Source organism: Ekhidna sp., from assembly GCF_965221965.1.
Taxonomy (GTDB): Bacteria; Bacteroidota; Bacteroidia; order Cytophagales; family Cyclobacteriaceae; genus Ekhidna.
On the sequence record NZ_OZ244926.1, the window covers coordinates 3115003 to 3135910 of the forward strand.

Genomic DNA, 20908 nt, shown 5'->3' on the forward strand with positions numbered 1-20908 from the left:
GCGTTTTAACGCTCTTTAACTATTGGATTTCTCCATTCATCGAAAGTTTAATCACCTAAATAGTTTGATCGAATAAAAAAGGGAGCGAAAAGTGTGCCAATGCACAATAAAATCAGAAGAATATTTTTACTCTACTTGTAAGAAAGACCATTTATCAAGTTTTATGAACGGCAAATGGCTTAAGTAATTGGCAGACAGATTTAATCGTATATTTTTGCGGAAAATCTAAAAGAAATGAGTGTTCTTGTAAATAAAGATTCCAAAATTATTGTACAGGGTTTCACAGGCTCTGAAGGTACTTTTCACGCCGGTCAGATGATCGAATACGGCTCCAACGTGGTGGGTGGTGTTACACCGGGTAAAGGTGGACAGACTCACCTTGACAAACCTGTATTCAATACGGTAAAAGAAGCAGTGGATAAAACCGGTGCTGATGTAACCATCATCTTTGTGCCACCAGCTTTCGCAGCTGATGCAATTATGGAGGCAGCTGATGCAGGCATCAAGGTAATCGTAACGATTACTGAAGGGATTCCGGTCAAAGACATGATGCATGCAAAACCTTATGCAAAAGCAAGAGGTTCAGTCCTTGTTGGACCAAACTGTCCGGGAGTAATCACACCTGAGGAAGCTAAAGTCGGCATTATGCCAGGCTTTGTCTTCAAGAAAGGAAAAGTTGGGATCGTATCAAAATCAGGAACACTAACCTACGAAGCAGCAGATCAGGTAGTGAAAGCAGGGATGGGTATTTCTACAGCTATCGGTATCGGTGGGGATCCAATCATTGGAACCTCAACCAAAGAGGCCGTTCAAATGCTGATGGAAGATCCTGAGACAGAAGGAATCGTGATGATTGGTGAGATCGGTGGACAGTATGAAGCAGATGCAGCTAAATGGATCAAGGAAGATGGAAATAAAAAACCGGTTGTAGGATTCATCGCCGGACAAACAGCGCCTCCGGGAAGAAGAATGGGTCACGCTGGCGCCATCATTGGCGGAAAAGATGATACGGCAGAAGCCAAAATGCGCATCATGGGTGAGTGTGGCTTACATGTAGTTGACTCTCCAGCTGATATTGGAGCGGTGATGAAAAAGGCATTGAGCTAAGGGAATTTTCATCAAATAATAATAGACCTATCAATAATTGATAGGTTTTTTTTGTTTTAAATAAAAAACATAGACAAATTTGATGGTATTATTTTACACAACGAAACCTCTCAACATAGAAGGGAATGAAAAAATTGGTAGCCACTATACTCCCAATACTCATAATTACACTTTCGTGCGATAGTGATTCAACGAGAGAGCTAAATTTTGGGGAATATTTGAATTCCTATCACTTAAGAGGTGAAATGATCTTCTATGATTCAGGTATACCTATAGATACCATCCAATTAGATGAAACCCAAGCACAAACATTTGGGAGCTTTAAAGATGTTGGGCTATCAGGATTTATCTCTTCCTTTAGTCAGGGAATAGATATCTACGTTGGAGTTGTTGATATTGATGGAATAAATGATATGGACATATCCCATAAAGAGCTTCCGCAAATTTTTTATAAAGACCAGTATATCGTAATACCAAATTCCGATTTTTCTAATTTCTCAGAAGAATTTTTTGGAGCCTCAGCATTTTTTGAAGGACCTGATAAAAATTACTATTATAATGTCGGAAAACAATCAGTATTTGATTTGCACGACATTTATTTAGCACAAGAAGCTGTATTCAAAGGAAGTAATGGCATGGATGAAGTTACCATTTTTGAAGGTGATTTTTCAGCAGTATTATTTCCAGACATTATAAATGATAGCTCTGAAGTAGATATTCCTGACTCCATTCAGTTGCATATTTCATCCGTTAAAGGTTTTATTCATAACGGGCTGTAATTCATAGATTTATATAAAAAATACCTATACTTTGAGATAGGTATTTTATGCCTTACTTTATATAACTAAAAATTTAGTTGATAAAAGTTTGCCACTTTAAACTAAATATTTAGTAACGTGGAAATTTGGTTAGGCAAAAAATGGTACAACCAATCAGCTTCAAGCTACCCGAATAACCTAATTCTCCTCATAAACTAAAGAAGCCCCTTAACAGGGCTTTTTTTATGCCTTACTCAAAGTGATACAAAAATATCATGGTCGCTGTGAACGCGGGCTTCTTTTCCCCTTTGATCTCCAACAAAGCATCAACTTCCGCCTTAGAAATTCCTCTTAGGTTGGCCAAGGATTTTAGTGTAGCTGTCAGTTTAATCTCATCGTTCACCTTCACTGCCTGACCAAACTTGAGCTTATCGATTCCGTAATTCACTAACATCTTAACATTGTTGAACTGCGCAATCTGTTCCCACAAGTAAGGCATGAGTGAGAGAGTCAAATAGCCATGAGCGATGGTCGTTCCAAATGGCCCATCCTTTGCTCGCTCGGGATCCGTATGAATCCATTGATGATCTAATGTAGCATCAGCAAACTTGTTGATCTGCTCTTGCGTGATCTTGTGAAACTCCGATTCGCCCATCACTTTTCCCAGATACTGTTCAAACTCCTCGTGATTATTGATGATTAGTTTACTCATGATTTTGCGTTAGGTCAATTTTCTTCTTTCAAAATCCAAAGGTATGTCAGTCTGTTAAGAAAAATTCATACATAAATTCTAAAAATACTTTCTTCTGAAAGAAACACCCTCCAACTACCTGTAGTTATCAATCATATTCATTGAAAATCAAATACTTACATCAAATAGAAAATTAATTCTCCTATTATCTCAAGTACCTTTTTTATCCTTCACACAAAGAGGAATTGATTATTTATTTTCAAAAAATTTGGATAAACCAAAATTCCTGATCTACGTTTGCATCATCAAATCGATAAGGTATCGATTTATAAAGAAGCGCCGAGAGACAGGCTCTATGACGCGCTAGCAACCCTCCAAAAATTAGGAAACGGTGCTAATTCCTGAACGATAAATTGATTGCTATGAACACACAAAATCACATCGTTCCCAAGGTAGCTGACAAGCAAGTCAGACAGGGAAATTGCGTTTCTTCATCGATATTCCATCTCATGTGCATGTGTTGCTGTTGCAGCAACAGGTAATTACCATTTGATCCATTCGGGTTTGCGATCATCTTAGGTCTGAAGTGTGTCTTCAGCCGGAAAAATCCCTTCATAAATCAACTTGTCAGTTATTTATGATAAATCCACTTCATCATATTTTCAAAAAAAGAATTACACACATGTCACAAGCATTAAAATACGAAACATTACAATTACACGCCGGTCAGGAAGTTGATGAAACCACACGATCCAGGGCCGTTCCGATCTATCAGACCACTTCATACACGTTCAAGGACTCTGAACATGGGGCGAACCTATTCGCATTAAAAGAATTCGGAAACATTTATACGCGCATCATGAACCCTACCAACGATGTATTCGAAAAGCGAATTGCAGCATTGGAAGGAGGAGTTGCAGCTCTCGCAGTTGGCTCAGGTCAAGCGGCCCAGTTTATCGCCCTGAACAATATTCTTGAAGCTGGAGATAACTTCATTTCTACGTCCTTCCTTTATGGCGGAACTTACAATCAATTCAAAGTTGCGTTTAAGAGACTGGGAATCGAAACACGTTTTGCCAAAACAGACAAAGCATCTGATTTCGAACGGTTAATCGACCAAGATACCAAAGCGATCTACCTGGAAACTATAGGTAATCCGGGCTTTAATATTCCTGATTTTGAAGCAATTGCTGAGGTAGCAAAAGATCATGATATTCCACTCATTGTGGATAATACCTTTGGAGCGGCAGGTTACCTCTTCCGCCCGCTAGAGCATGGGGCCTCAGTAGTGACAGCCTCCGCCACCAAGTGGATTGGTGGGCATGGAACTTCCATTGGTGGGGTGATCATAGATGGTGGAAACTACAACTGGGGTAATGGTAAGTATCCTCAGTTTACAGAGCCATCTGAAGGTTACCATGGCTTAAAATTTTGGGAAGTCTTTGGGGAAGGGAATCCGCTTGGTTTGCCGAATATTGCATTCGCTATCCGTGCGCGTGTGGAAGGACTCAGGGATTTTGGTCCTGCCCTCAGCCCATTCAATTCATTCTTGCTACTTCAAGGTCTGGAAACACTCTCGCTCCGCGTGCAGCGTACGGTGGACAATGCACTGGAACTAGCCAATTGGCTTGAACAACATCCATTGGTTGAGAAAGTGAATTATCCCGGGCTGGCATCCAGTCCTTACCATGAGCTAGCGAAAAAGTATTTAAAAAATGGATTTGGCGGGGTTCTTTCTTTTCACCTAAAAGGAGAAAAAGAGGAAACCACAAAGTTCGTAGACAACCTGAAATTAGTCAGTCATCTGGCCAATGTGGGTGATGCGAAGACGCTGATCATTCAGCCTTCAGCCACCACTCACCAACAATTGTCAGATGAAGAACAAAAAGATGCGGGTGTTTTACCAAATCTTTTGAGGGTATCCGTTGGAATTGAGCACATTGATGATATCAAGTCCGATTTTGAACAAGCATGTGAAAAAGTATATGCAAACACTGCAAGCATCTAAGTCTTTTGGTTATAAGGTTGAGGAACCTTTGGTCCTGGAGTGTGGCGTCACGCTCCGGGATCTGAGGATCCAATACACCACCTGGGGTAAGCTCAATTCAGATAAATCAAATGTGGTTTGGGTCTTTCACGCCTTGACCGCTAACAGCGATCCATCGGAGTGGTGGGAAAATCTCTTTACAGCAGATAGTCCGATCAGCCCCACAAAAGATTTTATTATTTGTGCCAACACCATTGGGTCTTGCTATGGGGGCACCGAACCAAAAGACTATGATTTTCCATTGATCACTGTTCGAGATATAGTGGAAGGTCACAAATGCTTAAAAAAGTATTTGGGATTTGATAAAATCAAACTTGGAATAGGCGGATCCCTTGGCGGTCAGCAATTGCTGGAATGGGCGGTGCAAGAGCCGGGTTTATTCGAGGTAATCGTTCCATTGGCAACTAATGCAAAACATTCGGCATGGGGTATCGCATTCAATGAAGCCCAGCGTATGGCATTAAAAAACGTTGATAAAAATCAGGGGCTTGAAGCTGCACGTGCTATTGCGATGCTCTCCTATCGGAACTACCAAACCTTTGAGCAGACACAAACAGACACTGATCATCGAATTGATCATTATTCAGCTTCCTCTTATCAAAACTACCAGGGGGAAAAACTAAGAAAGCGGTTTTCACCCATTAGCTATTATTACCTGAGTAAGACCATGGACAGCCATGATGTAGGAAGACACTACAAGGGTGTAGATAATGCGCTCAAACGAATCAAATCGAAAGTCATTTCCATTGGTATCACCTCAGACATTTTATTCCCGACTGCTGAACAAAAGCTTATTGCAGAGCGAACTCCCGATGGAGTTTTTTACGCCATTGAAAGCCTCTACGGACACGATGGATTTTTATTGGAAACCAAGCAGATCAATCAAATTCTAAAAAAAGAGCTAACATGAAAACACCCAGGAAAATAGGCTTATTTGGGTTTGGAACCGTTGGTAAAGGATTCTACGAAAACCTGAAAAAACACCCCCACCTCCCTGCCATCATCTCAAAAGTGTGTGTGAAGAGGCTGGACTTACCTCGCATTGGACATGAGCTATATTTTACAAATGATCCGGAGGAATTGCTCTCTGATCCTGAACTGGATATCATCGTGGAATTAATAGATGATGCGGAGGCTGCTAAAATATTTGTGGAGAAGGCACTCCTGGCCGGTAAACATGTGATTAGTGCGAACAAGAAAATGATTGGTGAGTCTCTAAAAGAGGTTTCCCATTGGCACTATTCCTTCAATCATCATTTTTTATATGAAGCAGCTGTTGGAGGTGGCATACCCATTGTCCATTCGGTTGACGGCTTCTTTCGTGATCAGGAGATTACTGAAATCAGAGGGATTTTGAATGGGTCATCCAATTATATCCTGACACAGATGCAACTCAACCAATGGGATTTTGATAAAGCTTTGAAGGAAGCGCAATCAAAAGGTTTTGCCGAGCGAAATCCTATATTGGATGTGAGTGGTATTGATGCCTCATACAAACTTTCCATTCTGGCTTACCATGCTTTTGGTGAAGTACCATCGATGAAAAGCTTTGAGATTGAAAGCATCGAAAGTGTCACCAAAGAGGACATAAAAAAAGCAAAATCGAAGGGTAGAAAAATCAAGCTTGTTGCCACACTTAAAAAATCTGATCAGGAGATCATCTGCACGGTAAAACCCGAAACTATTGGCCCCAATGATGAGCTCTATTCCGTAGATTTTGAGAATAATGCAATAAGCGTAGAAACTCTTATCAGCGGACGGCATGTGTTTGTGGGTAAAGGTGCTGGAGCACTCCCAACAGGCTCAGCAGTACTGGAAGATTTGAAACGCCTCCTTGATGGCTACAGTTATCAGGTTAGTAAAAGGGTTAAGACTGTGTCCTAAAAAAAGCCCCTGACGATTCTGTCAGGGGCTTGTCATTTCAAATAGTCTTCCTACCACCTGAAGTGAGGGGACGACTTTATTTCCAATTTATTAAAGGTGAATCACCTCATCATAAGCAGCAGCAGCAGCCTCCATCACCGCTTCACTCATTGTTGGGTGTGGGTGAACAGTTTTGATGATTTCATGACCTGTGGTCTCTAGTTTTCTGGCAGCAACCGCCTCTGCAATCATTTCAGTCACATTCGCACCAATCATGTGTGCGCCCAGCCATTCACCGTATTTTGCATCAAAGATCACTTTTACGAAACCGTCAGATGCACCCGCTGCTTTCGCCTTCCCTGATGCTGAGAACGGAAACTTACCTACTTTAATTTCATATCCGGCTTCTTTGGCAGCTTTCTCTGTATATCCTACGGATGCAATCTCGGGAGAGCAGTATGTACATCCCGGAATGTTGTTGTAGTCCAAAGGCTCCACATTCATGCCCTTGATTTTCTCCACACAAATGATTCCCTCAGCCGATGCTACATGTGCAAGTGCCTGACCTTTTACAATGTCTCCTATGGCATAGACTCCATCAACATTGGTCTTATAGTAATCATCTACAATTACTTTTCCTTTTTCGGTCTTAACACCTACATCCTCCAGACCAAGGTTCTCCAAATTTGTGGCAACCCCTACTGCCGAAAGTACCACATCACAATCGATCTGCTCCTCACCCTTCTTGGTCTTCACAGTCACTTTGCAGCCTGATCCTCTGGTATCTACTTTTGTCACTTCAGAGCTGGTCATGATTTTCATTCCCGCTTTTTTAAAGGTTCTTTCGAGCTGCTTGCTCACTTCCTCATCTTCAACAGGAACCACACGATCCATAAATTCAACGATCGTCACTTCAGTACCCAGCGCACTATAGAAATAAGCAAACTCAACCCCGATCGCTCCAGAGCCTACAACCACCATCTTCTTTGGCTGCTTATCTAGAACCATTGCTTCTCGATAACCGATGATTTTCTTACCATCGATTGGCATAGACGGCAATTCTCTTGAACGTCCACCGGTAGCAAGAATGATATGACTCGCATCATAAGTCGTCACTTTGCCCTTATCATCCTTCACCTCTACTTTCTTACCTTTCTTCAGGGTACCATGTCCGGCAATGTGATCAATCTTATTTTTCTTGAAAAGGAATTGAATTCCTTTACTCATTCCTCCGGCTACCTCCCGGCTTCTTTTCACCATTCCGGAAAAATCAGCTTTTGCATCTTTTACTTTGATCCCGTAATCATCCGCATGATTGATATATTCAAAAACCTGTGCACTTTTCAAAAGCGCTTTGGTTGGGATACATCCCCAATTCAAACACACACCTCCAAGCTCAGCCTTTTCCACTACCCCAACTTTCATTCCAAGTTGAGATGCTCTGATAGCTGCAACATATCCACCAGGTCCACTTCCGATTACAATTAGATCATATTTAGATGCCATGCTTTATAGATTTTAAATTGAGGCGCAAATTTAACTCGAAAAGTTGTGGAAATTAAGGACTGAGCAGTCTTCTGTCAATCATTATCTTTGACCATAAATTTTGAATCACTCAACACATGAAACTACTAGAAGGAAAAACAGCACTCATCACCGGGGCATCCAAAGGAATTGGTAAGGCCATAGCTGAGCAATATGCTGAGCAAGGCGCAAATGTTGCGTTCACTTATTTGTCTAGCGTTGAAAAGGGAGAGGCGCTTGAAAAAGAGCTGGCTGCACGAGGAATCAAGGCAAAGGGATATCGGTCAGACGCATCTGATTACCAGGCAGCTCAGGATTTGATTAATAGTGTGGTAGAGGATTTTGGATCGCTGGACATACTAATAAATAATGCTGGCATCACTAAAGACAACCTTCTAATGCGTATGAGTGAAGAAGATTGGGATACCATTCAAAATATCAATTTGAAGTCCTGCTTCAATACTGTGAAAGCTGTATGCAGAACGATGATGAAACAGCGAAGTGGCTCCATTATCAATATGTCGTCTGTAGTAGGAGTAAAAGGAAATGCCGGACAAGCTAATTATGCTGCGTCGAAAGCCGGAATCATCGGCTTTACTAAATCGGTGGCACTGGAGCTGGGATCAAGAGGGATTAGATGTAATGCTATCGCCCCTGGCTTTATAGAAACAGAAATGACTGATGCATTGGATGAAAAGACCGTACAAAGCTGGAGAGATGCGATCCCATTGAAAAGAGGTGGTGCTCCGGAAGATGTGGCGAATGCTTGCATTTTCCTCGGATCAGATATGTCTTCCTATATCACCGGACAAACGATCCAGGTAGATGGCGGAATGCTGACTTGATAAAAAAGAATTTAATATTTAAATGATGAACCCACCAAAAATGGTGGGTTTTTTATTGTCATAACAATCAATTAAACTATTCAGAGATTTTTTATCATTTATTTTATAATAAATGCGTTAAATTTCCTGTTACATTTTCAAACAGCTCTAAATGCCACTTGTAGAAGTCACCAGTACATTGGGCAGAAAAAGAGCTGCTCACCTTCTTCGTCGGACTTGTCTGGCAGGGTCTATTGCTGAGATTGACTCCTTCGCCGCACTTACTCCGGCACAAGCAGTTGATCAGCTTTTTAATAATGCACTCCCGGATCCGGTTTTACCGATTGATCCATTATCCGGTAATGAATGGATTACAGGAGCTTTTGCTCCTCAAAGCGAAGGTTTTGAACTGGAAAGATATTTTTTGGCCTGGCATATTGGTCAGATGCTCGGAAATGGTGTTGATGAGGCCGACAAACTCTCCTACATATTCCGGGAGCGGCTCGTTTACTTTTTTCATACACACTTTACCACAAAAAAATCGGTTGTTGGAAATTCCAGGGCTCTATATTATCAGCAAGCACTTTTCAGACTTTTTGCTTTTGATGAAGATGATATTGCTATCCCTGCTGATGACCCGATGGATCCCGATATTATTGTTCCAAGAAATTTTAAGCAACTCACGAAAAAACTAGGTGTGGATAATGCCATGCTGGTTTTCTTAGATGGAAGATACAATGTGAAAGGAAGTCCAAACGAAAACTATGCGCGTGAACTACTTGAGCTTTATTCAGTAGGCAGAGGCCTTGAAGGGAATGTGCCTGAACCGGAGTTTCAGGGTGACTATTTTTATTTCACTGAGGAAGATGTGCAAGCGGGAGCAAAAGTGCTTTCAGGATTTAATGTTGACGATACTTTTTCAAACATTGATGAAGAAACAGGACTTCCCAGGGGTGTCGTGCGTGGTGGAACCATAGCCACCAGTCATGAAGAAGGAACAAAGACATTCAGCTCCAGGATGGGAAATGGAGTGGTCACTCCTGATACTGATTTGCTTCAGGCAGGAAGTCCTACCGAAGAAAGTGTAATCGACGAAATCAGTCAGTTTGTGGATCTGATTTACGATCAGGAGGAAACACCAAGAGCGATCTGTCGAGAAATTTATCGCTTCTTTGTCTATCATCAAATTGATCAAACACTTCAGGATGATATCATTCAGGAAATGGCTGACATATTCGTAGCAAACGAATTTAAAATTCAGCCGGTACTGCAAGCATTGTTTACAAGTCAGCATTTCTATGAAGCTGAGGCTGGTGAAGATGATAACAACTTCGGTGCAATCATAAAGTCGCCCGTTGATTTGGTACTCGGGTTTATGCGGAATTTTGAAATCCAGCTTCCTGACTATGAAACCGACCTTGCGAACTATTACGAATTTGCCGGAAGCCTTCTTGGTGAAATTGATCGACAGGGAATGGATTACTATGAGCCTTTCGAAGTAGCAGGTTATCCGGCCTATCACCAGTTTCCTATTTTCAACAGAAGCTGGATCACGACAAATTACCTGACCAACAGGTATAATTTTATTCGTGCTTCCATCACACCTGAAACAGATCTTGAGATGGGACAGGTGGACATTCTACAGTTCGTTCAGGACAATTTTGGAACGGTAGCCGCTGACGCCAGAGACTTGATTATTGCAATCTCTGAATATTTATTGCCGACCGCAGAAAATCTAACATTTGATACTCCTGATGTGGGTGAACTTACCGTTGAACGGTTAAATTATTTTTTGTCTGCATTTCTATTCTCACCACAGATTGATCCAGATCCTGAAGCAGCCTGGACGAATCGATGGACTAATGGAATAGGTCAGGAAACGGTAAGAAATCAGCTCTCCAACTTGTTCAACTCCATGCTTCAATCACCTGAGTACCAATTAATGTAGCGGCTATGAAAAGAAGGAATTTTTTAAAACAAATTGGTTTTGCAGCAGGTGCTCCCATCGCATTTCAAGGTGTTCCACTAAAACTCCTTGCTGGCCATGAAGACATACAACGAATTGCTCAGCAAAGCACAAATGATCGCGTCTTGATCATTCTGCAATTGCATGGCGGAAATGATGGACTGAATACGATCATCCCGATCTCCAATTATGATGAATACTATAGTCGTCGAGCCAATATTGCTATACCTTATAAAGTAGGAAATCGCACACTGATTCCACTTGATAGCACTGTAGCCAGCGAAGAACAGGTAGGCTTACATCCGGACATGCAGGGCTTCAAACGACTTTATGATACCGGAAAAGCAGCTGTCTTTCAAGGTGTATCTTATGAAAACAACAACGGATCCCACTTTAGAGGACGTGACATCTGGTTCATGGGGGGTGATGCGGATGACTACTTCAGCTCTGGTTGGATCGGTAGGTATTTGGGTACAGAATATGAGCCTTTAAGTTATCCTAACGATTTTCCAACGAATGATATGCCAGATCCACTGGCACTTGAAATGGGAAATGACGTTTCACTCCTTTTCCATCAGGAAGGAAATATTCCTACATCAATCTCTCTAGGTAGTAGTCCCGGAAACATTGCTAACCTGATTGATCAACTCGAAGGGTATGTGGACGAGGGAGTGGATCCACGAGGAAATCCCCCGTCTTTTTTAAATAACTCCCCCTATGGTCAGGAAATGAATTGGATTTTAGGTCTGGAGGACAAGTCAGAAACATACATCAAGCGACTCGCTGAAATTTATGACTCAGCGGCTGAGACATCAGTTACTTATCCTGAAACCTACCCCTTTAATGCTCCGCAAGGAGCCAGAAGAAACCCTCTTAGCGGGCAATTACAACTAGTTGCGCGACTTTTGGCTGGTGGTGTGAAGACCAAAGTGTTCCTAGTAAAAATGGGTGGCTTTGATACACACGCATCCCAGGTTGAGGATTACGATTCCACCATGGGTATGCACTCGGCACTTCTTTATCATATATCATCTGCCATGCAGGCATTCCAAAAAGATTTACGATCACGGGGTATTGAAGATCGCGTGCTAACAATATCCATGTCTGAGTTTGGGAGAAGAGTGGGTTCGAATGGAAGTTATGGAAGTGATCATGGTACCGGAGGTCCGGTAATGATGTTTGGTTTGGGTGTAAAACCCGGAATTTATGGAACCGTTCCGGATGTTTCTCAAAGCAATGTAGGTATGCAATTTGACTATCGGCAACTCTATGCAAACATTCTGCATGAATGGATGGGAGTCGATCGATCGGTTATTTCAAACGACATCTTTTTCCGGGATTTCATTGAAGGGCCAAATCCGCAAGGCGGAAATTATGAGCCAATGGATCTCATCAAAGAGGTGATCCTTGGCGAAAAGGACTATATAAAGAAAAACTACCGGATTGAATCAGTATATCCGAATCCTGCTTCCAATTATGCGCAGGCAAAAATATTTGTGAACAACTATCAGGATGTAAGTGTGCAGCTAATCAATGTCAGGGGAGATATTGTAGCTCAAAGCAGTAGAAGGTTATCTCCGGGTGACCACACATTTTCATTTATGTTAGATTCGTTTAGCCCTGGTTTCTATTTTATAAAAGCTAAATCTGAAATGTTAGATGATACAAAAAGGCTCATCATCCGTAAATAAGGTCATCAGCTTTCTGATGCTTGTTCTTATCTCGAGCGCTCTCACTGCTCAAAAGAAACCCGATAAAAACCCGTTGGAGTCCTTTCTGGACACTCAATTCTGGTTAGGAATAAAAGTAGGAATGAACTACACACAAGCCTTTCCTGAAACTCGGAATACCGGCTTTAGCCCGATTGACTACAATGCTGATAGTCTTCAAAAAAGTTATGATGACTTTGCCTTACCTGGTGCACATGTTGGACTGGAGATGAACTTTTATCACAAAGGGTTCTCTGCATCATTTCAACCTGCTTATAAAAGAAGCAGATTCAAATACAATAGTGCTCTTGAGTGGAGAGGAGAAACATCAGGGAATCGATTTGAGACTCGATACGACGTAGAGCAACGAGTGGATATACTGGAACTGCCTTTAATGATCAAATATGATGTGATTCGATCGGGAAAGATCCGGCCTTTTGTCATGGTTGGCGGCTTCCATTCACGTATACTATCTGCTCAAAAAGAGGTGGATATCACTCAGATTGATTACTCATCCGGTAACCCTCTGACCTCTGATGGTGGGTCGACCTCATTAGGCATAAAAGATGCGTTTAAACCTTTTTCAGGGGTTTCTGGAGGATTAGGTGTGAATCTTGACTACTGGAACATTCGAACGGTTTTTGAAGTGAATTACAAACACTCACTTACTTCGGCTACTCAGCCCAACACGCGAGAAAACGAGTTAGCTTCATTAGGGGAAACGAACGATGAGATTTACCTGAGGGATGTTAATATTTCGCTAAGTTTTGTTTTTCCATTCCGATTTATCGACCAACAATTCAAAGCCTATTAGGGCATGGATGCCCAGCCATTTATTTGAGAGAACATGTGCACAAATCATAAATACTACCACAAAGAAAAACTTAGAAGTAGGATTACAAGAATCCTCTTTCTTGTTCTTGTTCCTTTTCTACTTTCTTGTGCCGACGATGAGCCTTCTCTGAGCGAGTCATTTTTAAAAATTTATGATGACTCTGACCTGGATGTGAACTATAAACCCATCGACGTAGTGGAGACAGTGGATGGTTTCATTATCCTGACCGGAACCGAGTTATCCAAATCTGATTTTATGGGTGTTCGTCTTCTCAAAATCGATAAGGAAGGTAACTATGAGTTTGAAGTGGACCTGGACGATTATGTAGTACCCGTGGGGAAGATGTACCTGAATGAAACAGATAGCAACAGCTACTTTTTTGCCATGAATCCTACTTCGCTAGAAGCTGTACTGATAGGAGTAAACCCGCAACTGGAAATCCAAACGGAAGTTTCAATAGGCGGTTTAAATTATCCACTTTCTTCTGCAGTGATTAGCAATGGTAATTTTCTTCTCCAGAGTTATGATCCCCTTACTCAGGAAACAGAGATATCTGAAATCTCACTGGATGGCTCGTTTGTAGGAGGCAATAGTTATCCCATTGGACCCGGCGATGATGTTCAGGAGGAAATCATCAATCATTACCTGAATGCTACAGAGCGCCCACTTCCTTTCTTTTGCGGTGAAGTATCTGCTGGTAATTATTATTTCAATGGTTTCTATAATTATAGTTTGTCACTCGTATTTACCGATTTTTCTGACTCTCCGAGCGGAGTAGTGCAAGGGCAGGCCAGCAATGCGGGATTAAGAGCTGTTATGCATTTAACAGGAAGCGATTTTGCCGTTGCAGGTTATCAATTTGATGCAAACTTTCAGCTGGCATCTGCTACTCTTTCAACAGGCGGCACCACTTCCAGTGTTGACCTTTTCACAGGAAATATGGCTGAGGTCAAACCATACACTCCTGCACAGATAATCAATTATTCTGATGGAGAAACCTATTCTGTTTTTGCAAGCGAAACCAAAGGCAGACAAATTCTGCTGAATTTTTATAGCTCTGACGGTGAAGTAAGTGGTATGCATCGAATTGGATATCTTAACCCTTTCACTTTTGCATCGATCAAACAAGGAAATGATAATTCATTGCTGGTGTTAGGCACTACTTTTGTCGCCGGCAGATTCGAGCGCATAACTCTCAATAAAGTCTCGGCAAATGAAGTATCCGGATTCTTGAATTAGCCACTCAACAAAAAATAGTATCTATCAAAAAGATGCTTCGTATTGTTCTTTTGAATTAGATTTCAAGTTCAGGCAAATTCAATGATTCGAACCGAATAAAAACTTCATGGATAGAAGCTTTCTTCAACTAGAATATTCCGGCTGGTGGGTTTTGCTAATCGTCTTGCTGGCGGCAGGTCTTTCTTACTTTTTGTATACACAAAAAAATGTGCCGTGGAATCATACAAAAAACTGGCTGCTGGCATCTATCCGTTTTTTTGCCATCCTGGCAATCCTTCTATTACTGCTATCACCATCTGTTCGCCATGTTACCAACACGGTTGAAAAACCAGTCATTGGTATAGCTTTGGATAATTCTGAATCCATTATTCAACGTAATGATTCAGCAGAAAACATTTTAAAGGGAATTTCAAAGCTTAAAGAAAATTTTGAAAAAAATGACATAGAAGTTTCAGTTATCACATTCACGGATTCCCTTGATTTCAATGCTCCCACAACCAGTCTATCTGAGCTAGTGGATCAAACGAAGGATAAGCTTGAAAACAAAAATTTTATTACAATTCTGCTGGCAACAGACGGTATTTATAACAGGGGTAGCTCACCACTTTATAAAAATTATATCACACCAGTTTTCACCCTTGGACTGGGAGACACCATCCCTCCAAAAGATATAAGTATCTCCCGGACATTATACAATAAAGTAACCTACAAAGACAATGAGACACCTATTCAACTTGAAGTAAATCAGGAAGGATATGATAATCAACAGGTTTCTGTTCAACTAAGGGAAGGGAGCAATTTGATTGCTGAGGAAAAGGTTCGTTTACGAAATACCATCGAGGAAGTAGAATTTGTCATTAAATCCAATGAAGAAGGGCTCAGACATCTGGTGGCTCATATCTCTCCAATGGAAGGCGAATCAACATTTGAAAACAATCAGTCAAATATTTTCATGGAAGTGATCGATGGTAGGCAAAAAGTACTTTTTGTAGCCAACTCACCGCACCCGGATATTAAAGCCATCAGAAGTACCCTTGAGGCTACTGGTAATTATGAAACAGATGTCTATATCCCTGAAATTCAGAGCGAGAAGCCAAATGATATTTATGATGTAGTGGTGTTTCACGGAGCATTTACATCAGGAGTTCAATTCACCCCAAAAGAAAATCCTGGACTCTGGTACATTCTAAGCAATGAGAGTTCCATAACCTCTGCAAACAAAACTCTTCCTTATATCAATATTGAACGTCGGGGTTCACAACCTGATAAGGTGGTGGGATCTTTCAACCAGAATTTTAGCAAATTCAAAATCGAAGACGCTTCTGCTTTTGAAGAATACCCGCCGATTGAAGTTCCTTTTGGGAATTATTCCCTGAGTGGTCCGGTAGAAGTCTTAATGTACCAGCAACTGGGAAATGTGAAAACACAGAAGCCTCTCATGGCGGTCTATAATGATGGTTCACAAAAAAGCGCCCTTTTGCTTGGTCAGAATATTTGGAAATGGAAATTACAAGAAGCAGCTATTAATGAAAATGCAACTCAATTTGAAAACCTGATCACAAAAACGATTCAGTTTCTGTCTGTAAAGAACGACAAAAAGCAATTTAGATTTAATGTAAGGGAGAATAGTTTCAATGATTCAGAACCTGCACTTTTTGATGTTGAGGTCTACAATGATATCTATGAGAGAATTTATGGGAATAATATCCAAATAACTCTCACATCAGAATCTGATCAAACTCAAAACTACAATTTTACAGATTCGGAATACAACTCAACTTTTCGGTCACCGATCTTAGCACCCGGAATCTATACCTATCAGGCCCAGGTCAAGGTAGGTGACAAAATTCTCACAGATCAGGGAGAGTTTTCAATCCAGAACATCAATCCGGAATTTCTCAACCTGACAGCCGATCATCGACTTTTGAAAAACCTGAGTAACAAGACAGGAGGAAGCTACGCCCATTTCAATGAGTTGGATCGCTTAATTGATGAAATAAATAAACGTGATTTTAAGTCAGTAATCAAAAGTAAGGAAGAACTGGTTCCACTCTATAGAGCCTGGTGGTGGTATCTGATCATATTTATGCTGTTCTCCACTGAGTGGTTTTTAAGGAAATATTGGGGTGGGTATTAAAAAAGGGAGCTTAAAAGCTCCCTGTGAATCATTTTCTGGAAAGATTAAAATCAATAAAGGGATACCAGTTAGACCCGTCGGGAGAAAACTCTCCTTTCTCATGCCATTGATCATTCGCGATTTGAATGGAATACTTAATCAATCCATTGGGTATTTTAAACCCCCACTCAAACTCACCATCACCAATCACTTTTAGCTTTGCATCTGTTTTTCTACCATCAGATAGAAACGAGTGAAAATTGTAATCACCAGAGGTAGAGTCATACGATACAACTGCCATTGCATCATGAATAACTTCTCCATCAGAAAATCCCTTGCCTTTTATTAATAACGCGGTATTGCTCAACTCTTTAGATATCTCCTCCTGTTGAGTAAATTCATACCTTTTCCCTGCCTGATCCATATACCATCCTCCTCCTTTCCAGTTCCCAACCATAGGCTCAAGTTTTTTCATCTGTTCTTGTGATTCAGCCAGAAAACAAATTCCCGGCATCATCAAAACTGCTAATACGATACTTTTCATAATTGACAATATTTAAACTACTTTATTTTATAAACTTTATATTCAAAAAAATTACTCAATGTATTGTTTCAAGTTATTAACATAGTCTTCAAAGGCTTTTATCCCCACCTTGGTAATGCTGCAAGTGGTTAGTGGTTTCTTACCTTTGAATGATTTAGTCACACTGATATATCCTGCATTTGAAAGTTTATCCAGCTGCACACTCAGGTTTCCGGCAGTAGCTCCCGTCTTTTCTTTGATGAAAACGAATTCTGCAGAATCCACCCCAATCAATAGAGACATTATAGCTAACCGAAGCTGGGAATGTAACAACGGATCTAATTGTGCAAAACTCATTTTTCTGCCTTTCTAAGTAAATATCCTGGAACTAAATATCCTGCTAAAATACCGACTGTTCCCACAAGGTACTGATCAATTGGATTCAAATTGAACGCAACAACACTTGCTATCCATAAAGCAATACCTCCCATGATTAAAGGAGTAAAACGCAATGCCTGACCGGATATAAAAGTTCCTATTCCTGCGAAAGTCAAAATGATCGCATTGATATTATAGTTCACGCTATCCATGAAAAATAGGATAATTATGACTCCAACAAAAACAGCCAACCATATTTGACTATACAAACTATCCAGGTGACTTTTTACTGCACTTTCTTTGCTCCTTTTTGCGCCATACACCATGGATGCAATAGCTGCGGGAATAGTTAACAACCACACAATGTATGGATGTTCATACCAGTCAAAAGTAGCAATCAAATAGTGTCCCAGGTTGGCAATCATAACCACCCATCCCCAAAGCAAAAAGTAAAAACTTCCTCCCTTGGCTACATTTCGCTTAGCTTGCCCAATCATCTCTGTGATCAGAGCCAAACTCTCGTCTTTAGATAATTCTTTGTCACTCATAATTACACATTTTTTTATAATAACGATTCAAATATAAATAAGTTTATATTATAAACCTAAATCATAAAAAATAAGGGATAGATCCTATCCCTTAAGATATGAACTTACTTCTCTTTCTTGTCCTGGGCTTTGCTACTGGTTTTCTTCTTCTTCAACTTAATATTCAATTCCTCTTTTTTACCATCCCAGTCTGCAACAAGGGTATCACCTTCCTGAATCTCACCTTTCAGAATCTCTTCGGCTATTGGATCTTCCAGGTGCTTTTGTATTGCTCTTGCCAATGGACGTGCTCCATACTGTGGATCATATCCTTTCTCTGCTAAGAACTCTTTGGCTTTCTTGGTTAAATCTATTGAATAACCCAGATCGGTAATTCTTGAGAATAATTTACCAAGTGTGATATCAATGATCTTGAAGATGTCTTCTTTCTCCAAAGAATTGAAAATGATCACGTCATCCAACCTGTTCAGGAATTCAGGACTGAAAGTTTTCTTCAAAGCATTCTGGATGGTGGACTTCATGATTTCGTCCATACTGTTTTTTCGACTTTGCGTAGCAAAACCAATTCCAGCACCAAAATCTTTCAGATCCCGTACTCCAATATTTGATGTCATGATAATCAGTGTATTCCTGAAATCAACTTTTCTTCCCAGCCCATCAGTAAGCACACCATCATCCAACACCTGAAGCAGGATATTAAACACATCCGGGTGAGCCTTCTCAATTTCATCCAAAAGAACCACACTGTAAGGCTTTCTTCTTACTTTCTCGGTAAGCTGACCACCTTCTTCATAACCAACATATCCCGGAGGCGCTCCCACCAATCGTGACACGGAGAACTTCTCCATATATTCACTCATATCAATTCTGATGAGTGAATCTTCCTTGTCAAATAAGAAAGTAGAAAGGACTTTCGCCATTTCAGTCTTACCAACACCTGTTGGGCCAAGGAAAACAAAAGAGCCGATCGGCTTTCTTGGGTCCTTTAATCCAACTCTGGTTCGCTGAATAGCTTTTGCTAATTTTTTGATTGCCTCGTTTTGGCCAATTACTTTTCCTTCTAGCTCTTTGCCCATTGTCAAAAGCTTCGCACTTTCGTTTTCAGCAATTCGCTTGGTAGGAATGCCAGTCATCATAGCAATCACGTCAGCCACATTTTCCTCACTTACCTCATATCGCTTCGTTCGAGTTTCTTCCTCCCATCTGGCTTTCTCATCCTCCAATTGAGCAATCAATTTCTTTTCACGGTCTCTTAACTGAGCAGCCTCTTCATATTTCTGGCTCTTCACTACCTTGTTTTTCTCCTTCTTCACATCCTCAATCTGCTCCTCCAGTTCAGTGATAATCTTAGGCACATTAATGTTGTTTATGTGAACTCTGGCACCAGCCTCGTCCAACACATCAATCGCTTTATCCGGAAGGAATCGATCGGAAATATATCTGTCAGAAAGCGTCACACATGCTTTTACCGCTTCCGGGGTATAATTTACATGGTGATGATTCTCGTACTTATCTTTAATGTTTTCAAGAATCTTGTGCGTCTCTTCAGGTGAAGTTGCATCTACCATCACCATCTGGAAGCGACGTGCCAGCGCACCATCCTTTTCGATATATTGACGATACTCATCGAGTGTGGTAGCTCCAATGCATTGGATTTCCCCTCTTGCCAATGCTGGCTTGAACATGTTAGATGCATCAAGCGATCCGGATGCTCCTCCAGCACCAACAATGGTATGAAGCTCGTCAATGAAAAGAATAACTTCAGGAGATTTCTCAATCTCATTCATCACTGCTTTCATTCGCTCCTCAAATTGTCCACGGTATTTTGTTCCTGCCACCAGTGACGCTAAATCAAGAGTCACAACACGCTTACCGAATAGAATTCTTGATACCTTTTTCTGAGAAATTCTCAATGCAAGTCCTTCAGCAATTGCTGTTTTTCCCACACCAGGCTCACCAATTAAAATAGGATTGTTTTTCTTTCTACGGCTCAATACCTGAGCTACTCGCTCAATTTCTTTTTCCCGGCCAATGATCGGGTCAAGTTTATCCTCTTCAGCCAATTTGGTAAGGTCACGGCCAAAATTATCAAGGACAGGTGTTCTTGATTTTTCGCTTCCTTTATCCTTTCCAGCAGACGATCTGCCAGAACCTCTAGGTGTACTGGAATATAGCTCGTCACCTTCATCGTTGGGATCATCAGTATCTGCAGATGCCATTGGATTCTCTGTTTGATACTCAAGCATCTCCTTAACCAAGTCATAGTTCACTTCGAACTTCTCCAGTATTTGGGTTGCAAGGTTATCTTCATCCCTAAGGATAGAAAGCAGTAAATGCTCAGTACCTATTAATGCACTCTTGAAGATTTTTGCCTCCAAGTATGTAATCTTCAATACTTTTTCTGACTGACGAGTTAATGGAATGTTCGCCAGGTTTTTAACATTGCTGGTTGCTGTCCCTTTTGTGGCTTGCTCAATTGCCGAACGTAATTCTTTCATGGACAAGCCAAGCTTTTTCATTACGCTCACAGCCACACCTTCTCCCTCTCTGATCATACCCAGTAAGAGGTGCTCTGTGCCAATATAGTCGTGCCCTAACCGTAGAGCTTCCTCTCTGCTTAGTGAGATGACTTCTTTGACTCTGTTTGAAAATTTTGCCTCTTTTGACATGCGTTTTGCCTTTCGCTTTTTAGTAAAAATATAGGATATACGAAGAAATATCCCTTAATGTAGATGAAAAAACGTGAGCAGTTTCAGATTTGTTCAATCTCTCGTCGAAAT

17 protein-coding genes and 1 riboswitch are annotated in these 20908 nt (G+C 40.9%); of the genes, 11 read left to right on the plus strand and 6 right to left on the minus strand.

What is annotated here, in order from left to right; all coding sequences use genetic code 11:
• The first annotated feature begins 234 nt into the window (after positions 1–234).
• Together sucD and ACOQON_RS14645 are read left to right on the plus strand one after the other, a co-directional pair.
• Entirely contained in the window at positions 235–1107 is an 873-nt protein-coding gene (sucD, locus tag ACOQON_RS14640) for a succinate--CoA ligase subunit alpha (RefSeq protein ID WP_420576164.1), read from the plus strand.
• A 125-nt stretch (positions 1108–1232) separates the two neighbouring features.
• Complete coding sequence (locus ACOQON_RS14645) at positions 1233–1886, plus strand: hypothetical protein (protein ID WP_420576165.1); 654 nt, start codon at positions 1233–1235, stop codon at positions 1884–1886.
• Positions 1887–2115: 229 nt separating this feature from the next.
• Here the strand turns inward: ACOQON_RS14645 and ACOQON_RS14650 are convergent, their stop codons facing one another.
• Positions 2116–2577 carry a MaoC family dehydratase gene (locus ACOQON_RS14650; RefSeq protein WP_420576166.1) on the minus strand — a complete coding sequence of 154 codons (462 nt, stop codon included), beginning with the start codon at positions 2575–2577 and terminating at the stop codon, positions 2116–2118.
• 302 nt (positions 2578–2879) lie between these two features.
• A riboswitch (SAM riboswitch) is annotated at positions 2880–2985 on the plus strand.
• A 253-nt stretch (positions 2986–3238) separates the two neighbouring features.
• Between ACOQON_RS14650 and ACOQON_RS14655 the strand changes: the two genes are divergently transcribed.
• The 3 genes from ACOQON_RS14655 to ACOQON_RS14665 are packed head-to-tail and all read left to right on the plus strand — an operon-like array spanning position 3239 to position 6487.
• Positions 3239–4564: an O-acetylhomoserine aminocarboxypropyltransferase/cysteine synthase family protein gene (locus ACOQON_RS14655; RefSeq protein ID WP_420576167.1), complete on the plus strand. Its 1326-nt coding sequence runs from the start codon at positions 3239–3241 to the stop codon at positions 4562–4564.
• Positions 4542–5513, plus strand: a complete 972-nt coding sequence (locus ACOQON_RS14660; protein WP_420576168.1) for a homoserine O-acetyltransferase family protein — start codon at positions 4542–4544, stop codon at positions 5511–5513. The genes ACOQON_RS14655 and ACOQON_RS14660 overlap by 23 nt, the downstream gene beginning before the upstream one ends.
• Positions 5510–6487 carry a homoserine dehydrogenase gene (locus ACOQON_RS14665; protein ID WP_420576169.1) on the plus strand — a complete coding sequence of 326 codons (978 nt, stop codon included), beginning with the start codon at positions 5510–5512 and terminating at the stop codon, positions 6485–6487. The genes ACOQON_RS14660 and ACOQON_RS14665 overlap by 4 nt, the downstream gene beginning before the upstream one ends.
• A gap of 90 nt (positions 6488–6577) precedes the next feature.
• Here the strand turns inward: ACOQON_RS14665 and lpdA are convergent, their stop codons facing one another.
• Positions 6578–7972 (minus strand): dihydrolipoyl dehydrogenase, encoded by a 1395-nt coding sequence (gene lpdA, locus ACOQON_RS14670; protein ID WP_420576170.1) that lies wholly within the window; start codon positions 7970–7972, stop codon positions 6578–6580.
• Between the two features lie 116 nt (positions 7973–8088).
• On the opposite strand from lpdA, the gene fabG reads away from it, so the two are divergent.
• The 6 genes from fabG (at position 8089) to ACOQON_RS14700 (ending at position 16700) form a co-directional block, all read left to right on the plus strand.
• Positions 8089–8835 (plus strand): 3-oxoacyl-[acyl-carrier-protein] reductase, encoded by a 747-nt coding sequence (gene fabG, locus ACOQON_RS14675; protein ID WP_420576171.1) that lies wholly within the window; start codon positions 8089–8091, stop codon positions 8833–8835.
• Positions 8836–8986: 151 nt separating this feature from the next.
• Positions 8987–10762 carry a DUF1800 domain-containing protein gene (locus tag ACOQON_RS14680; RefSeq protein WP_420576172.1) on the plus strand — a complete coding sequence of 592 codons (1776 nt, stop codon included), beginning with the start codon at positions 8987–8989 and terminating at the stop codon, positions 10760–10762.
• Positions 10763–10767: 5 nt separating this feature from the next.
• A complete protein-coding gene (locus ACOQON_RS14685) occupies positions 10768–12471 on the plus strand; it encodes a DUF1501 domain-containing protein (protein WP_420576173.1) in 1704 nt (567 codons plus the stop codon).
• Positions 12440–13303 (plus strand): outer membrane beta-barrel protein, encoded by an 864-nt coding sequence (locus ACOQON_RS14690; protein WP_420576174.1) that lies wholly within the window; start codon positions 12440–12442, stop codon positions 13301–13303. Before ACOQON_RS14685 ends, ACOQON_RS14690 begins: the two co-directional genes overlap by 32 nt.
• A 33-nt stretch (positions 13304–13336) precedes the next feature.
• The gene (locus ACOQON_RS14695) at positions 13337–14563 is read left to right on the plus strand and encodes a hypothetical protein (RefSeq protein ID WP_420576175.1); all 1227 of its coding nucleotides are present in this window, start codon (positions 13337–13339) and stop codon (positions 14561–14563) included.
• Between the two features lie 106 nt (positions 14564–14669).
• Positions 14670–16700, plus strand: a complete 2031-nt coding sequence (locus ACOQON_RS14700) for a hypothetical protein (RefSeq protein WP_420576176.1) — start codon at positions 14670–14672, stop codon at positions 16698–16700.
• A 28-nt stretch (positions 16701–16728) separates the two neighbouring features.
• Here ACOQON_RS14700 and ACOQON_RS14705 read toward each other — a convergent pair whose 3' ends face one another.
• From ACOQON_RS14705 to ACOQON_RS14720, 4 genes are all read right to left on the minus strand, one after another.
• Positions 16729–17223, minus strand: coding sequence for a hypothetical protein (locus ACOQON_RS14705; protein ID WP_420576177.1), 495 nt, complete (start codon positions 17221–17223; stop codon positions 16729–16731).
• A 51-nt stretch (positions 17224–17274) separates the two neighbouring features.
• Complete coding sequence (locus ACOQON_RS14710; RefSeq protein ID WP_420576178.1) at positions 17275–17559, minus strand: winged helix-turn-helix domain-containing protein; 285 nt, start codon at positions 17557–17559, stop codon at positions 17275–17277.
• Complete coding sequence (locus tag ACOQON_RS14715; protein WP_420576179.1) at positions 17556–18128, minus strand: hypothetical protein; 573 nt, start codon at positions 18126–18128, stop codon at positions 17556–17558. Before ACOQON_RS14715 ends, ACOQON_RS14710 begins: the two co-directional genes overlap by 4 nt.
• Before the next feature lie 104 nt (positions 18129–18232).
• Complete coding sequence (locus ACOQON_RS14720) at positions 18233–20797, minus strand: ATP-dependent Clp protease ATP-binding subunit (protein ID WP_420576180.1); 2565 nt, start codon at positions 20795–20797, stop codon at positions 18233–18235.
• Positions 20798–20908: the final 111 nt, after the last annotated feature.

Coding starts and splice junctions, on each gene's coding strand:
- sucD (WP_420576164.1), top strand. CDS start 235: ATGAGTGTTCTTGTAAATAAAGATTCCAAAATTATTGTACAGGGTTTC.
- ACOQON_RS14645 (WP_420576165.1), top strand. CDS start 1,233: ATGAAAAAATTGGTAGCCACTATACTCCCAATACTCATAATTACACTT.
- ACOQON_RS14650 (WP_420576166.1), bottom strand. CDS start 2,577: ATGAGTAAACTAATCATCAATAATCACGAGGAGTTTGAACAGTATCTG.
- ACOQON_RS14655 (WP_420576167.1), top strand. CDS start 3,239: ATGTCACAAGCATTAAAATACGAAACATTACAATTACACGCCGGTCAG.
- ACOQON_RS14660 (WP_420576168.1), top strand. CDS start 4,542: ATGCAAACACTGCAAGCATCTAAGTCTTTTGGTTATAAGGTTGAGGAA.
- ACOQON_RS14665 (WP_420576169.1), top strand. CDS start 5,510: ATGAAAACACCCAGGAAAATAGGCTTATTTGGGTTTGGAACCGTTGGT.
- lpdA (WP_420576170.1), bottom strand. CDS start 7,972: ATGGCATCTAAATATGATCTAATTGTAATCGGAAGTGGACCTGGTGGA.
- fabG (WP_420576171.1), top strand. CDS start 8,089: ATGAAACTACTAGAAGGAAAAACAGCACTCATCACCGGGGCATCCAAA.
- ACOQON_RS14680 (WP_420576172.1), top strand. CDS start 8,987: ATGCCACTTGTAGAAGTCACCAGTACATTGGGCAGAAAAAGAGCTGCT.
- ACOQON_RS14685 (WP_420576173.1), top strand. CDS start 10,768: ATGAAAAGAAGGAATTTTTTAAAACAAATTGGTTTTGCAGCAGGTGCT.
- ACOQON_RS14690 (WP_420576174.1), top strand. CDS start 12,440: ATGATACAAAAAGGCTCATCATCCGTAAATAAGGTCATCAGCTTTCTG.
- ACOQON_RS14695 (WP_420576175.1), top strand. CDS start 13,337: ATGTGCACAAATCATAAATACTACCACAAAGAAAAACTTAGAAGTAGG.
- ACOQON_RS14700 (WP_420576176.1), top strand. CDS start 14,670: ATGGATAGAAGCTTTCTTCAACTAGAATATTCCGGCTGGTGGGTTTTG.
- ACOQON_RS14705 (WP_420576177.1), bottom strand. CDS start 17,223: ATGAAAAGTATCGTATTAGCAGTTTTGATGATGCCGGGAATTTGTTTT.
- ACOQON_RS14710 (WP_420576178.1), bottom strand. CDS start 17,559: ATGAGTTTTGCACAATTAGATCCGTTGTTACATTCCCAGCTTCGGTTA.
- ACOQON_RS14715 (WP_420576179.1), bottom strand. CDS start 18,128: ATGAGTGACAAAGAATTATCTAAAGACGAGAGTTTGGCTCTGATCACA.
- ACOQON_RS14720 (WP_420576180.1), bottom strand. CDS start 20,797: ATGTCAAAAGAGGCAAAATTTTCAAACAGAGTCAAAGAAGTCATCTCA.